General features: G+C 49.4%; 14 protein-coding genes. 13 read left to right on the top strand and 1 reads right to left on the bottom strand.

Going from position 1 to position 14,826, the window contains the following annotated elements; genetic code table 11:
• Window positions 1-182: 182 nt before the first annotated feature.
• The 13 genes from rplS to fabF all read left to right on the top strand — a co-directional run bounded on the left by rplS (window position 183) and on the right by fabF (window position 12,730).
• Window positions 183-530, top strand: a complete 348-nt coding sequence (gene rplS / locus HMPREF3164_RS02210; RefSeq protein ID WP_004004530.1) for a 50S ribosomal protein L19 — start codon at window positions 183-185, stop codon at window positions 528-530.
• Window positions 531-624: 94 nt separating this feature from the next.
• Complete coding sequence (gene lepB / locus HMPREF3164_RS02215) at window positions 625-1,185, top strand: signal peptidase I (RefSeq protein ID WP_239664683.1); 561 nt, start codon at window positions 625-627, stop codon at window positions 1,183-1,185.
• 105 nt (window positions 1,186-1,290) lie between these two features.
• Window positions 1,291-2,421 carry a signal peptidase I gene (lepB, locus tag HMPREF3164_RS02220; RefSeq protein WP_048754298.1) on the top strand — a complete coding sequence of 377 codons (1,131 nt, stop codon included), beginning with the start codon at window positions 1,291-1,293 and terminating at the stop codon, window positions 2,419-2,421.
• Between the two features lie 163 nt (window positions 2,422-2,584).
• Window positions 2,585-3,379: a ribonuclease HII gene (locus HMPREF3164_RS02225; RefSeq protein WP_070448635.1), complete on the top strand. Its 795-nt coding sequence runs from the start codon at window positions 2,585-2,587 to the stop codon at window positions 3,377-3,379.
• On the top strand, window positions 3,379-3,714 hold the full coding sequence (locus tag HMPREF3164_RS02230; protein ID WP_037230865.1) for a DUF2469 domain-containing protein: 336 nt from the start codon (window positions 3,379-3,381) through the stop codon (window positions 3,712-3,714). Before HMPREF3164_RS02225 ends, HMPREF3164_RS02230 begins: the two co-directional genes overlap by 1 nt.
• Before the next feature lie 280 nt (window positions 3,715-3,994).
• The gene (locus tag HMPREF3164_RS02235) at window positions 3,995-4,441 is read left to right on the top strand and encodes a YraN family protein (RefSeq protein ID WP_238789094.1); all 447 of its coding nucleotides are present in this window, start codon (window positions 3,995-3,997) and stop codon (window positions 4,439-4,441) included.
• Window positions 4,441-5,985 (top strand): YifB family Mg chelatase-like AAA ATPase, encoded by a 1,545-nt coding sequence (locus HMPREF3164_RS02240; protein WP_070448636.1) that lies wholly within the window; start codon window positions 4,441-4,443, stop codon window positions 5,983-5,985. The genes HMPREF3164_RS02235 and HMPREF3164_RS02240 overlap by 1 nt, the downstream gene beginning before the upstream one ends.
• A gap of 200 nt (window positions 5,986-6,185) precedes the next feature.
• A complete protein-coding gene (dprA, locus tag HMPREF3164_RS02245; protein WP_246822563.1) occupies window positions 6,186-7,520 on the top strand; it encodes a DNA-processing protein DprA in 1,335 nt (444 codons plus the stop codon).
• 61 nt (window positions 7,521-7,581) lie between these two features.
• The gene (locus HMPREF3164_RS02250; protein ID WP_083297319.1) at window positions 7,582-8,652 is read left to right on the top strand and encodes a tyrosine recombinase XerC; all 1,071 of its coding nucleotides are present in this window, start codon (window positions 7,582-7,584) and stop codon (window positions 8,650-8,652) included.
• 294 nt (window positions 8,653-8,946) lie between these two features.
• Entirely contained in the window at window positions 8,947-9,846 is a 900-nt protein-coding gene (locus HMPREF3164_RS02255) for an ACP S-malonyltransferase (protein ID WP_070448638.1), read from the top strand.
• A gap of 56 nt (window positions 9,847-9,902) precedes the next feature.
• Window positions 9,903-10,928, top strand: coding sequence for a beta-ketoacyl-ACP synthase III (locus HMPREF3164_RS02260; RefSeq protein ID WP_070448639.1), 1,026 nt, complete (start codon window positions 9,903-9,905; stop codon window positions 10,926-10,928).
• A 202-nt stretch (window positions 10,929-11,130) separates the two neighbouring features.
• Window positions 11,131-11,373, top strand: a complete 243-nt coding sequence (locus HMPREF3164_RS02265) for an acyl carrier protein (protein WP_004004541.1) — start codon at window positions 11,131-11,133, stop codon at window positions 11,371-11,373.
• A gap of 88 nt (window positions 11,374-11,461) precedes the next feature.
• Window positions 11,462-12,730, top strand: a complete 1,269-nt coding sequence (gene fabF / locus HMPREF3164_RS02270) for a beta-ketoacyl-ACP synthase II (protein ID WP_070448640.1) — start codon at window positions 11,462-11,464, stop codon at window positions 12,728-12,730.
• A 208-nt stretch (window positions 12,731-12,938) separates the two neighbouring features.
• Here the strand turns inward: fabF and HMPREF3164_RS02275 are convergent, their stop codons facing one another.
• Entirely contained in the window at window positions 12,939-14,414 is a 1,476-nt protein-coding gene (locus HMPREF3164_RS02275; protein ID WP_070448641.1) for a GH25 family lysozyme, read from the bottom strand.
• Window positions 14,415-14,826 lie beyond the last annotated feature (412 nt).

Here is a 14,826-nt window from a genome sequence, read left to right on the forward strand (position 1 = left end):
CATAATAAAAAACTGTGTTTGCGCTGGGCACGCCCCTGCCGTAGGGGGAAGAGCGACCATAACAGTGCGAACCTTAGAACATCAATCATGTTCTAAGTTATTAGAACTTCTATCCACCACCTTGGACGATAGATTTAATCGAGTCTATTTGACCTGCGGCAGATGACTCAGGAGAACAACACATGCAAACTCTTGACTTCCTCGACAAGAAGTCCCTTCGTGACGATATTCCCGAATTTGCACCCGGTGACACTCTGAACGTTCATGTGAACATTGTTGAGGGTAAGAACCGCCGTGTTCAGGTTTTCAAAGGTTTTGTTGTTGGACGCCAGGGCGCTGGTATTCGCGAAACCTTCACCGTGCGTAAGATTTCTTTCGGTGTTGGTGTTGAGCGTACTTTTCCGGTGCACTCCCCGGTAATTGAGAAGATTGAGCTTGTTAGCCGCGGCGATGTTCGCCGTGCCAAGCTGTACTATATGCGTGATCGCCACGGTAAGGCAGCTCGTATCCGCGAGAAGCGCGAGTTCTAAGACATATCAAGGTCTTATACATATGGAGTTAGCCGATTCTTCGGCAGAACCTCAGATAAGGCGTCATTCCGTTAGGGGATGGCGCCTTGTTCTTGTGGCTTGCGCTCTTGCACTATGCATTATGCTGGGCATCCGTACCTTTATAGCGGATGTTTACTACATTCCATCTAACTCTATGGAACCTACCTATATGCCCGGGGATCGTGTTTTAGTCTCGAAGCTGTCTGATAGCTCCCACATACATCGAGGCGATATTGTCGTTTTCGATGGTGCCGGTTCACTGTCGCCTTATAAATCAGGGGATGGGTTCTGGAACGACCCAGTAAAACACACAGGTCAGTGGTTGGGTTTAGCCCCTACAGAAACCGTTTACATTAAACGAGTGATTGCACTTGAGGGCGATACCGTATCCTGCTGCACCGACCAAGGAAAGATAACTCTCAACGGAGAGCCTCTAGACGAGCCTTATATCTACCCACAAGACTCACCTTCAACCACAAAATTTGACGTTGTAGTACCGCACGGACGCATGTGGGTCATGGGTGATCATCGCTCGGTATCAGTTGACTCTAGGTCTTTGCTAGGAGCACCTGGTGGAGGGCTAATCCGAACCGATAAGATTATTGGAACCGTGGATTTTCGTCTCCATTTTTGACATCTGTGTATGTCTACAGGCGTAAAACCCCCAAATAAACTGCATTTGAAGGGCAGACACCTATACAATAGCTAAGAACCATTCGCCCCTAGAAAGGTCTTCGATATGGCTAACCAGTACGGCTCGTCACGTTCATCACGCGATGAGAACTCCGTCCCAGCTAACTATCAGCCGCGGAGCCGCCGTGAGCGCCGGGAGCTTGAAGAGCGCCTGGTCTATGAAGAGCAAGAACAGTCGTACATTGAGTCGCAAGACGATCCAGAGGGCGAGTACACGGATTATGCTTATGAAGACGAGCAGGATGTGTATGAACCGGAAGAATATGATGCCTCAGAGTATGTGGAATATCCGGAATATGAGGAAGAACCAGTAGATTTTGAGGAAGCCTCGGCTGAATATGACGATTATCTTTCCGAATATGATGGTAATGATGAGGCAGAATATACGGAAGACATAGAAGCTGATGAGGAAGAACCAGAGACAGAACAACCCGCTCCAGCTCTCAGCGCTAAAGAAGAAAAGAAGCGAAGGAAAAAAGAGAAACAGGCTTTGACCCTCAAACAGGCGCAAGCTGAGGGTCGAGTAAGCGAATGGGCTTGGACTCAAGTTCGTGAAACAGGCACGATCATCCTTTATGCTCTGATTATTGCTTTCGTTATTAAAACATTCCTGATTCGCGGCTTTTACATTCCCTCAGGGTCTATGGAAAATACTCTGCAGGTTAACGATCGGGTCTTCATTAACGTTGCTGGATCGTATTTCAATGACCCCAAACGTGGTGATGTTGTTGTCTTTAAAGACTCACAGGGCTGGATTCCCTCAGGACAGAAGAACTCCAACCCCATTTCCGACGGACTTACCTTTGTTGGCATTCTGCCCGACACATCCTCAAACTACTTGGTGAAACGAGTTATTGGTCTGCCCGGTGATACGGTAGAAAGTGATGGCAGCGGAAAGATCAAGGTTAACGGTGTCGAGATCACGGAACCCTATCTACATCCCGGGTCAAACCCCTCAGACATTCCCTTTAAGGTGACGGTACCCGAAGGAAAGTACTTTATGATGGGCGACCACCGCGATAACTCTGCCGATTCCCGGTTTCACATTGCCGACGGGCACGCCTTCATCCCACGAGATGACATAGCGGGAACAGTTTTCGTCATCGCCTGGCCGCTGAACCACTTCGGAATGTTGGATGACGAAAAGAAGGTCTTCGACTCGGTCCCTAACCCGTAATTGACCAGCGCGAACATATTGCCCATTCACGAGGTGGAATAGGAAGAAAATCCTATTCCACCTCGTACCTATAAAACTGTATATCTCATATACACGATATTTATATAGGCGATACCAAGCCCCTCGTCCGTTTGCATTTTCACGTGGAAAGATAAGACTACACATGCATAGCGCGAATCTTGAGCATGAACAAAAACTTTTTACCGCAGGGTATCGCTTGATCGCTGGTCTCGACGAAGTCGGACGTGGAGCATTAGCAGGCCCCGTAAGCGTAGGTGTTGCCGTGTTAGACCAACAAAATCAGCGGATACTTGAAGGACTCACGGATTCAAAAGCTCTAACCCCAAAACGCCGTGAAGCTCTCATACCGCGCATCCAAAAATGGTGTTCCTACGCTATTGGGCACACTACACCCGCCGAAATAGACGTTTTAGGAATGACCTACGCACTGCGACTGGCGGCGCAGCGAGCACTCGCCGATCTGGCGTATCGCGGTTTATACCCGGAGGCTGCGCTTTTGGACGGAAAACACGATTGGCTTAGCCCGCCGCCTGAGAATCTATTCGACTCTATGGACCCTGTACATCGCCGGTATGAGGAATTGCTTCACCGTGTATGGAACGGTGCTAACTCGGCCGTAGAAAAAGGTTGGAGTGGCCCAGTCACCACGATTATTAAGGGCGATTATCAGTGCGCTTCTATAGCTGCCGCATCGGTGGTTGCCAAAGTCGATCGTGACGCCTTTATGGAATCCTTATCGGCAGAGAACCCACACTACGACTGGGTGAAGAACAAGGGGTATGGGTCTGTTGCGCATCGTCAGGCTATTAGTGAGTATGGACCTAGCATTTACCATCGTCTTTCATGGTCATTACCGGCTACGGAAGAACAGCTGACGAATACACGTATCGGTCGCAGCGAAGTATTGAAAATTTTGGGGGAAGACGGGGAAAGTTAATGAGTGCAGAAGAACTGGAAAATTATGAGACCGATGCTCAACTGGCATTGTACCGAGAGTACCAAGATGTTATGTCGCTATTCAGCTATGCCATTGAAACGGACCGCCGGTTTTATCTCGCAAATAAGGTCGATGTAACGCCTCAGATCCGGGAGGGAACCATATACTTTGAGGTCGTGATGAATGATGTGTGGGTGTGGGATGTTTTTCGCACTAATCGGTTCGTCAAGAATGTTCGAGCTTTTTCGACTCGTGACGTAAATGTTGAAGAACGGCTACCAAATCAGGACTTTACGGTGCCAGAAATTGCTGATCTCCCCGATGATTTAGGATAAAAGCGACCGTAGCGCGGCAAAAAGACTGAGCTTAATATAGCGGTTTATAGCCGGCTCTCAGATTCAAATTTTTGGGGGTTAATAGGAAGTTTTCGCATAAATCGCTGTGGATAACAAAGAAAAGTGTCCCACTCCCTTAGGTTTTCCACAAATCTCAGAGTAGAGCCCGCGTACTATGGATACAGCGGTCATAGTAGAGGCAAGAACATCTGCTATGCGCCAAGAATCTGGGGAGCTAGTGAGCTTCGCATGAGTTTTGGTGTTCTCATGAGGAGCCACTATGACAGCTATAACGTCGCGCACGCCATCGAGCCGCACACTGGGAAAGCCAAGCTGGATTCGTAGACCTGCGAAGGCACATCGGGTGGGGCGCTGGGGCGAAGACCTAGTTGCCCAGATTCTTAGTGTTAATGGGTACCGGATTCTGGAACGTAATTGGCGTCCGCCCGCAGGGCTAGATATTCCGCTGCGGGGAGAGCTAGATCTTATTGCTATTACTCCCCAGGACGAGCTGGCTTTTGTCGAAGTTAAAACTCGATCCTCAGAAGAGTACGGGCATCCTTTTGAAGCTATCAATGGTGATAAGGCTAAACGCACACGTGAACTCGCTATACTATGGTGTCGTCTACGCGAGAACCTTGATTTTGGGCATTTTCGTGTTGATGCTATTGCGGTGACAGGAACTCCTGAAAAGTTCACCTTCGAACACTTGATGGGGGTGGCGTAGTGGGGTTTGCACGTACGTACTCTGTAGCATTGGTTGGGCTTCACGGCCATATCGTTGATGTTGAGGCGGATGTCTCTCAAGGGCTTCCCGGATTTGTGCTCTTGGGCCTTCCTGATACAGCTCTTAACGAATCTAAAGAGCGTGTTCGCTCTGCCGCTAAGAACTCGGGTATTTCGTTAACACAGCACAGACTCACCATTAACCTGACACCCGCAACACTGCCTAAGCGTGGCTCTGGGTTTGATCTTGCGATGGTAATCGCGGCTCTGCAAGCTGAACGAAATTTACATCCTAGCGGCGATTGCGTTTTTCTTGGGGAGCTAGGGCTCGACGGTTCTTTGCGGTCTGTTCCTGGCATACTGCCAGCTGTAAAAGCTGCCGCTGATGCGGGGCACTCGCGCGTAGTGGTGCCCCATGCCAACGTTGCAGAGGCATCGTTAATTCCGGGAATTCAGGTTGCCGGATTTCGGTGTTTGGCAGAAGTATTTTCTGCTTTCGGAGCGAGCACAGAGAACCTGAAATATCCACCAGCGCCGGTTGAGTCGATGACTCCGAATCCTTCTGCGCATACTGCGGTATTAGCTGATATGTCTGATGTTGCGGGGCAACAACAGGGAAGATTTGCCCTCGAAATTGCTGCCGCCGGGGGACATCATATTTTGTTGCAGGGTCCTCCCGGATCTGGGAAAACAATGCTGGCAGAGCGGCTTCCTACTATTCTGCCTCTTCTTGATGATGAAGCAGCTATGGAGGTAACAGCGATTCAATCGCTCTGCTCATCGGACGCATCTTTGAGCGAACTAGTGCGTATACCGCCTTTTGAAGCTCCGCACCATAGCGCATCTGCACCCGCTATTTTGGGAGGAGGCAGCGGAATCCCGCGACCGGGTTGCGTTTCAAAAGCCCATCGCGGAGTACTTTTTCTGGACGAAGCTCCAGAGTTTAAACGTACAGTGCTCGATTCGTTGCGCCAGCCTTTGGAGAGCGGAGAAATAGTTCTTGATCGAGCTGCGGCCTCAGCAATTTACCCGGCCCGGTTTCAATTAGTTCTTGCTGCCAACCCTTGCCCTTGTGGAATGAACGTAGGTACCGGTGCTGATTGCACCTGTACCCCTCGTGAGCGACGCTCATATTTCAACCGTTTATCGGGACCACTTCTTGACCGTATAGACCTCAATCTGATGGTTCCTAAAGTATCCTCCGCCGAGCTTGCTAGCCAAGAACGCGGGGAAAGTTCTCGTAGCATTCGAGAAAGGATTATCACAGCTCGTGCTGCTCAGGTGGAAAGATTATCTCCCTATGGGTTACGGGTTAACGCTGAGACGAATGGAAAAATTCTACGCGGACCGCTTCGGCTGAACTCAACCTTGGTACAAGGTCTTAACCGAGCCGTAGACCGGGGCACTTTAACAGCGCGCGGATACGATCGCGTGTTACGCACCGCATGGACCCTGAGCGACCTAGACGGCACGACCTCACCCCAACAGGAACATCTTGATGTGGCTTTATTCCTGCGGCAGCAAGGTGGGCATCAAGGGCTATAAAAATCATCCACGTTGATGGAATAAACGAGCATAGTGAAGAGAGAAATATCATGTCAGACGTACTTTTAGACGTAGAAAACCATACATATTTTCAACAGCTAATGATGTATCGCCGGAAAGAGCTTGAAAGCCTAGACCAAGCGTACATCCCGGAACCTTTTGAAAGTTCAACACCGTTTCAGTGGCGAATAAATGCGAAGTTGCAGGATGAAGAAGCCGAGCTGCTATTTGAGGAAAACCTGGAACCGGAAGAACGGATACGCCAGGTGCGAGCCTATATTCGGTTATGTACCGCCCTTATTATGCGCTTTGCTGATCCTGCGGACCCTCTGATCGTTGAGGGACTAAAAACTTTGGGGGCTCCGCTTACTTTGTATTGCGTGACTAATCCGGAAGGAATGACGGAAACGTGGTGGAATGGGGGAGAACCCAGCGAAGAAATTGCCGATGTACTTCGTGCCGCAGGGGTCAGTTATACACCCGGTCAGCATTCCATGAGCTATGAGGACTTTACTCGTGGTATCGCGAAGAAGCGTAGGAGATGGCAGGGGCGTCAGCGATTTGAACCTCGACGTGAATGCGCTATGGCGGTATCTTGCGGCATATGGCTTGTAACCCCTGTTGATGATTTTTGGCCTAACTACCTGCAAGATTTAGGGGATGAAACTCCGTATGGCCTGTGGGGCAAGGGTGATCCCGTAAAATTACGGATACTAACAGAGTATTTTCAGAAATGTGTTGCGGTCGTGGGTTCGCGCGATGCAAGTGTGTACGGTGCTGATGCAACATCATATTTAGTACATGAATTAGCACAGAAGGGGCACATTATTATCTCCGGTGGTGCTTATGGCATTGATGTAGCTGCCCATCGTGCTGCGCTTGCCGCAGGAAGTTCTTCGGTTCCTACGATTGCGCTCATGGCTGGGGGTCTAGATCATTTCTATCCCGTACAGAACAGTGAGGTCCTGCACCGTATTGTGGAGGAGGGTCTTATTCTGAGCGAAGTATCTATTGGAAATACCCCCACACGGTGGAGATTCCTAGAGCGTAACCGTCTTATTGCCGCCCTTTCACACGACATTGTGGTGGTGGAAGCACGTTGGAGGTCGGGCGCCCTCAACACCGCCCGGCACGGACTTGAAATCGGACGGGAACTTTGGGCTGTTCCAGGGAATATTAACTCTCCGAACTCTGTAGGTTGTCACAGGCTTATTCGGGATGGCTATGCTCGTATCCTGAGCGAGATACAAGATATCCTGGAAGCTCGTGAAGGGTTCGATGCTCTGCAGGAAGAAAAGCAAAGTCATGATCACGAGCAAAGCACAGTTCTCGATACCATGTCGGAGGTGCAGGGACGGCTTTGGGACATGATGTCCCCGCGGACCTATCGATCGGCGGAGGAGCTTGCGGGCCACATCGGCTTGCCTTTGCGCGGTACTATGGTAGAACTGAGCCAATTGGCGCAACAAGGTCTGGCAGAAAGCGATGGGTTCGGGTGGCGTAAAATACGGCAGGCAGCTCGCTCAGCATCATAGCTTAGTACATGGACTTGCTAACCTCGCAGAAGAGATAGGGGCAGAAGGGGGGGAAAGAGAAATGACAGCAGCATTTTGGGATGATAATAAAGAGCTTTCAAAGACTTTACCTATGCCCGATGCAGTTTTACCGGAAAGTTCATTAGCCCCTACCCTCCCCATATCAGCAAGCCAGCAGGATTCCACCCCAGACCTTGCTCCCGCCTTATCTGGAGAAGTATTTTTACCTATTGTCGAGAATTTCGAACGTTATCTCAGGTACGAGAAGTATCGTTCCGAAGAGACTATCCGATCGTACATATCTGATCTCTGCGGGTTTTTCGGCTTTATCGGACGACGGGGAATTAGCCGTGTTGAAGATGTAAACCTGCAGCTTATCCGTGAATGGCTGGGGTCTATGCACCTAAAACAAAATGCCAAGACAACTGTAGCTCGACGTGGTTCAACCCTGCGCACTTTTTTCAGCTGGGCTCATGAGGAAGAACTCATCGTAGAAAATCCTACCCGGGGAATGAGTACGCCTAAGCGTGACCGACATCTTCCTGCTGTCCTGAGTCAGGAACAGATGAGCTCCGTTTTGGACACCGTAGCACTGCGATGCCGCGAAAATCCGCAGGATATCCGGATGCTGAGGCTTTGGGCTGTTCTAGAGGTTCTGTACTCATCGGGTATGCGTATCTCAGAACTTACAGGCTTGAATCTATCGAGTATAGACCGAGCTAATAAGACGGTTCGCGTTATCGGTAAAGGTAATAAAGAACGTGTTGTACCATTGGGAACCCCCGCGATGAAAGTTCTTTCACAGTGGGTCAAAATAGGGCGCCCGTATTGGATAGCCAAAGGTTCACGCGATGTAACTGCCCTGTTTATAGGGCCACGCGGCAAACGTGCAAACCCTCGACAAATTCGTGAAGATATTAGCCGAATCCTACGTACACTTGAGAATACCGAGGTTTCAGGGGCACATGTCCTTCGTCATTCTGCTGCAACTCATCTTGTTGACGGAGGGGCAGACATTCGTACCGTTCAAGAGCTGTTAGGGCACGCATCGCTCTCAACGACACAGATCTATACCCATGTCTCCATGAAACGTTTAGCAGATACCTATATTCGTGCTCATCCGCGAGCTTGATTGTACGGAAGCGGAAAAGGCTATTGAAGTTTTTCGTGTGCTTGCCCTGCGCGGTAAGCGAAAAATGATGACGTTACAAGAAGCAACTGGTGCTTAGAAGGCATAAGATGTCAAGACCAATATCCAGCGGAGCCTGTGGTGGGCGCTTATGGAATATACCGGCTAGGACAAAAGATGAGTAGAATATCTCTGGAGCGTTTATCATAATATGTGGCATTTTGAGCTACTCCGTACGATGATAAAGCGATAGAATACTATACGCGAGAGCGTCATGAGCTATTTGAAAGGTCAAGAATGTACGCTATTGTCTGCCCCGGTCAAGGATCTCAAAAAAAGGGCTTTCTCACTCCTTGGCTTGAGATTGTCGGAGTTCGTGAACACCTTGAGCGTCTCTCACAAGCAGCAGAGCTTGACCTTATCCATTACGGCACCGAAGCCGAGGAAGAGGCTATTAAAGACACCGCTATTGCCCAGCCTTTGATTGTTGCTGCAGGTATTGTCACCGGGCGTCTAACGCTTGCTCGTCTAGGAACAGAGAATTTACTTTTCGCAGGGCACTCCGTAGGAGAAATTACAGCAGCTGCGCTTTCTGGAATTCTTAGCGATGAAGATGCTATGCGTTTTATTCGCGTTCGTGCCACCGGCATGGCCCAAGCCGCCACTGCATCCCCAACCGGTATGGCAGCAGTCCTGGGCGGCGATGAAGAAGAGGTTCGTGAAGCAATTAAAGCGGCGCAGCTGGTTGCAGCCAACTCCAATGGCGGTGGACAAATCGTTGCAGCAGGCGCACTTGACGCTCTTGAAAAATTCACTGAGAATCCACCGGCTCGTACTCGTGTTATTCCGCTTAAAGTTGCTGGTGCCTTTCACACAGAAGCTATGGCCCCGGCCGTGGAACCACTCAAGAAATTTGCAGACACGATCACGGTTGAAGATCCAAAGCACAAAATTTTGAGTAATCGCGATGGCTCTGTGGTCGCTACCGGACAGGAATTTCTCGATTCTCTCGTCAAGCAGGTTACAAACCCTGTGCGGTGGGATCTGTGTATGGCTCAGATGTTGCAAGACGAAGTCACCGATATTATTGAGGTAACACCTGCAGGAACCCTCGTCGGATTGGCAAAACGCGCAATGCGTGGTGTACCTTTCACCGCCGTTAACGCTCCTGAAGACCTCGAAAAATTTGGTGTATAGGTTTAAGGCGTATCAGATCAGACCCACGAAGAAACAGCTCAAGGAACAGTAAACACGTGACTACCCTCAAACAATATGAGAACAATCGTTACTCCCGCATTTTAGGCTATGGGGCTTCCCGTGGTGAGGTGATTGTTCATAATAACGATATCGTTGAAGCTATCAACTCGTCTGATGAGTGGATTAAGCAGCGTACCGGGATTTCAACCCGACATCGAGCTAGCGAAAACCAAACCGTTAATGACCTTGCAATCGCAGCAGCTCATGATGCGCTCGCCAACTCACACGTGATGGGTGAACAGATTGATGCCGTTATTATCTCAACAATTTCCCATCCGTATGCTACTCCGTCACTAGCTGTTCTGGTTGCGGATGCCATTGGGTCTCGGTGTCCTGCTTACGATATTTCTGCGGCCTGCGCTGGCTTCTGCTATGGTATAGCTCAGGCAGATGCTATGGTTCGTTCTGGTATGGCGCAGAATGTTCTCGTGATAGGCGTTGAAAAACTCTCAGATTTTATAGATAATACGGAACGTTCTATCTCATTCTTGTTGGGAGATGGAGCGGGTGCGGCTGTTGTTGGCGTATCAGATGAGCCTGGTATCGCCCCGACTATTTGGGGATCAGACGGCTCTCGTTGGGGAACTGTTGGAATGACCCATTCCCTCCTCGATATCCGTAACCGTGATTTTGTCGCTAACCCCGTGCAGGAAGACGAAAAGATTTGGCCTACCCTGCGTCAAGATGGACCTTCAGTCTTCCGCTGGGCCGTGTGGGAAATGGCAAAAGTTGCACAGCAGGCTTTAGAATCGGCAGGTATTACTCCGGATGAGCTGGGTGCATTAATTCCGCATCAGGCTAATGCTCGCATTATCGATCAGATGGCAAAAACCCTGAAATTGCCTGAAAATGTCGCTATTGCGCGAGATATTGCTGATGCTGGTAACACGTCTGCCGCCTCCGTTCCTTTGGCAGCGCATCGTCTTTTGCAGGAACAGCCTGAACTTTCTGGAAGATTTGCATTACAGATTGGTTTTGGGGCCGGTCTTGCATATGCGGCACAGGTTGTTGTTCTTCCGTAAGTTATCGAGATCATTCTTAAGGTATCTGAATATAACTTTTATGAGATAGCTCAAATTCGTACCTGCAAACACTAGATTTACAGTACGAATTTGAAAAACTCGGGGTTATTGTGTGAGATACTTACACAGACACGATAAACTCGATTATGCACATGCTCTTAACCAGGAGCGTGCTACCACTTCTATGACAAAGGAGCCCTTCATGGCTAACAAAGAAGAGATCCTCGCAGGTCTTGCTGAGATTGTAAACGAAGAGACCGGTGTTGAAGTTGAAGATGTTCAGCTGGATAAGTCCTTCACCGAAGACCTCGATATTGACTCTATCTCGATGATGACTATCGTAGTGAACGCTGAGGAAAAGTTCGAAGTTACTATTCCAGACGAAGAGGTCAAGAACCTCAAGACTGTTGGTGACGCAGTAGACTTTATCGCAAAAACAGCCTAAATTAGGCTGCCGACGGTGGGCGCGGGCAAGTAACCGCGCCCACCTGTCTAGTTTCACCCTCCACCGATATAACCAAGAAAGTGTGAAGATGTCTCGAAAAGTGTTGGTGACCGGTCTCGGCGCAACCACTCCTATTGGCGGCGACGTCCCCACCACCTGGGCAAATGCGCTTACAGGCGTCTCGGGTATCACTAAAATTGATGAGCCCTGGGTAGAAGAATACAGCTTGCCTGTTTACATCGCTGGGCGCCTCGCAGAGCCTGCTCACGAGTCAGAACGACTCACCAAAGTTGAAGCAAAGCGCTTAGATCCTTCAGGACAGCTAGCACTTATCGCTGCTCGTGAAGCCTGGGAAGATGCTGGTTTTTCGGGTTCCGACGCTGAATCCGCAGAAGAAGTTGATCCCTTACGCACCGGTGTAGCATTTGGTACTGGTATCGGTGGTGTGTGGACCCTGCTTGATGCGTGGGATACATTGCGTGAGAAAGGACCTCGAAGGGTTCTTCCCATGACAGTTCCCATGTTAATGCCTAACGGCAACGCAGCCGCTGTGTCGATGAACCTGAAAGCGCGCGCCGCTGCTCAAACCGTCGTATCTGCCTGTGCTTCTTCAACGGAAGCTATGGAGTTGGGGGTCGATATGATTCGCACAGGTAAAGCAGATGTGGTTGTTGTCGGCGGTTCCGAAGCAGCAATTCATCCTCTTCCGTTAGCGGCCTTTGCGCGTATGCAGGCACTATCGTCGCGTAACGATGACCCCGAAAAAGCCTCACGCCCTTATGATGTGGATCGTGACGGATTTGTGATGGGCGAAGGTGCCGCGGCTATGATTCTTGAGTCAGAGGAGCATGCCCGAGCCCGTGGAGCGCGAGTCTATGCCGAGCTAGCAGGTACCGGTGTCTCTGCTGATGCCTTCCATATAACCGCTCCCGATCCTGATGCTCTAGGAGCCACACGAGCTCTACGCGAAGCACTCAAAGATGGGGATATTGACCCTACTACAGTTGTGCATATTAACGCACACGCAACCTCAACTCCTGCGGGGGATCTACCGGAAGCAACTGCTATGCATGCTACTTTCGGTGAGCATACAAAGAATATTGCTGTTTCTGCAACCAAGTCTATGACGGGGCATCTTTTGGGTGGTGCAGGAGCCCTTGAAGCAGTGCTTACCGTATTGGCGATTTACAACCGCAAAGCTCCGACTACTATTAATCTGGAAAACCAAGATCCGCAGATTGATCTTGACGTTGTGACGCAGGCACGGGAGCTTCCTGAAGGAGAGATTGTTGGTATCTCGAATTCCTTCGGCTTTGGTGGACATAATGCAGTCGTCGCGTTCCGTTCTGTTGAGTAACTCTGCATAATACTGCATTGGGGTCTTCTCAGGAATTACCTGAGAAGGCCCTTTTCGTATCTGTGTACAGCTGAAGCCATGAAAAACAGTTAGGTATGCATACCTAACGCAGCTGTCATATCTGAAAGTACAGCGGGTAATAATATCAGGGAGGATTCCCACAGTTTTGTGGGGAATCCTCCCTGATTATTAATGAGAAGCGACTGTTTTACTTGTGCTTATAGCGGTAGATAAACGCTGCCATCGCACCCCGTTCAACAGGTTGCCAAGGACGGAAGGTGCCATCAGCCCAACCGGTAGCGATACCAGTACCTTTGAGCCACATAATTTCTCGATAAAATTGATTGTTCGCTCCAACATCTGAGAAATTACGGCCTGCGGGCACCGCTGGCTTCCCCGCAAAACGGTAGAAGAAAGCTGCCATCGCATCGCGGTTAACACTATCGTGCGGACGGAAGGTGCCATCAGCCCAACCGGTAGCGATACCTTGCTGATGCATCCAGACAATTTCGCGATAGAACTGGTCTTGAGGCGCTACATCGCGGAAAGGTGAACGTGCTGGAAGATTAACCGGGGGAGAGCCAGCCATACGGTAGAAATAAGCTGCCATCGCAGCGCGTTCTACACCTGCGTCCGGTCGGAAAGTGCCATCCGGCCAACCGGTAGTAATTTTCTCGTTGGCTAACCATTCAATTTCTTTATAGAAAGGCGAGCTCTGCGGAACATCTCGGAACCGGGTCTTAGGAGCCGTTTCTACTCGGGGCGCGGGTTGAGGATGCCATGAACGGTTCTTTGCCCCCGCGTTGGTGGCTAGTGCACGTAAATCGTGAACCGTACCTGGGAAGAAATTCGAGTCTCCAACGAAAGGTCCTTCAGAAGAGAACTGCCAGATATCGTAATTACCCCACCCGGCTGGCATAGGACCGGGATAGTAGTTGTAATTTGCCAGATGCAGGAGGTGGTTACCGAACTCTGTTGCGCCTACGCATTGTCTCCACCAGTAATTAGCGGTATAAATCATAGGATATCGACCGGTGAGGCTGCGGTAGGTCTCCATGAAATCACGAATCCACCAAGTGAGATCGGCACTGCTCATGTTGTAGCAGGTGTTGCCAAGACTCGGATATGGGTTGTATTCAATATCGAGTAGGCCGGGCATTGTAATTCCGTCGTTACTCCATCCACCGCCATGTCTGACGAAATAGCGTGCCTGTTCAGCTCCAGAGGTGGAGCGTGGGTTGGCAAAATGATAGGCACCACGAATCATGCCCGACTGTGCGGAACCGTTGTATTGTTGAGCAAAGTAAGGGTTAGTGTAATAGTTACCCTCTGTTGCTTTTGTGTATGCAAAACGGGAGCCCATATTATATGCACGGTTCCAGTCTACATTTCCTTGGTATGAAGAAACGTCCATACCGAGGGTCCCACCTGTGGGAGTCCACATGGAAGTGGCATTAGGGGAGATTTTGCCAAGAGTTGAGGATTGCGACTCTGCAAGGCGAGCTCGCTCACCTGCACCCATTGGAGTATTCATTTCCTCGTGAGCGGGAATTTGAGCTGTAGCAGAAGCATCAGAAGTATTTTCATGAGCTACTGCCGGGCTTATAGTCCCTAAAGCCAGCGCCATAGCGCCAACGGCTGCGATGGTCTTTGAGATAGACTTTTGCCGGTTAAAAAGTTTCATGTTTACCTGCAATTTTATTTAGTTGTGTATGTGAGAGTGATATGTGCTGCGCATGATTTAAAAATACGAATGAGTTTTTCGATTCTTAAAAATGCACTGCAGTTCGTGCTCTTCAGGGGAAGCATGAACGAAATGTATTCTAGAGATAATTTCCTATAAATTTCAAATATTCTGCTGCTTTGTAGCATGGTTTTTCGGGGTTGTGAGTATTTTTTGAGCATCAGGTATTAATATTCCTTATATTCCAGATTTAATATCATTAAATTATATGTTAAACCTCATATATGGCGAAAATGGTTTTATGTTTTTTAATATAAACAGGTGGGAGTGAACAATACATTCTATATGAGAGTGTATAATATATAAATCACAGACTTAGATGTACATAAATTAGTTATATCTTTACCTACAC

It is taken from the genome of Rothia sp. HMSC08A08 (genome assembly GCF_001808385.1).
Taxonomy (GTDB): domain Bacteria; phylum Actinomycetota; class Actinomycetes; order Actinomycetales; family Micrococcaceae; genus Rothia; species Rothia dentocariosa.

Bases quoted from the DNA above. Each gene is read 5' to 3' on its own strand.
- HMPREF3164_RS02230 (WP_037230865.1), top strand. From the start codon at position 3,379: ATGAGTGCAGAAGAACTGGAAAATTATGAGACCGATGCTCAACTGGCA.
- HMPREF3164_RS02275 (WP_070448641.1), bottom strand. From the start codon at position 14,414: ATGAAACTTTTTAACCGGCAAAAGTCTATCTCAAAGACCATCGCAGCC.
- HMPREF3164_RS02235 (WP_238789094.1), top strand. From the start codon at position 3,995: ATGACAGCTATAACGTCGCGCACGCCATCGAGCCGCACACTGGGAAAG.
- HMPREF3164_RS02250 (WP_083297319.1), top strand. From the start codon at position 7,582: ATGACAGCAGCATTTTGGGATGATAATAAAGAGCTTTCAAAGACTTTA.
- HMPREF3164_RS02225 (WP_070448635.1), top strand. From the start codon at position 2,585: ATGCATAGCGCGAATCTTGAGCATGAACAAAAACTTTTTACCGCAGGG.
- rplS (WP_004004530.1), top strand. From the start codon at position 183: ATGCAAACTCTTGACTTCCTCGACAAGAAGTCCCTTCGTGACGATATT.
- fabF (WP_070448640.1), top strand. From the start codon at position 11,462: ATGTCTCGAAAAGTGTTGGTGACCGGTCTCGGCGCAACCACTCCTATT.
- HMPREF3164_RS02265 (WP_004004541.1), top strand. From the start codon at position 11,131: ATGGCTAACAAAGAAGAGATCCTCGCAGGTCTTGCTGAGATTGTAAAC.
- HMPREF3164_RS02255 (WP_070448638.1), top strand. From the start codon at position 8,947: ATGTACGCTATTGTCTGCCCCGGTCAAGGATCTCAAAAAAAGGGCTTT.
- lepB (WP_048754298.1), top strand. From the start codon at position 1,291: ATGGCTAACCAGTACGGCTCGTCACGTTCATCACGCGATGAGAACTCC.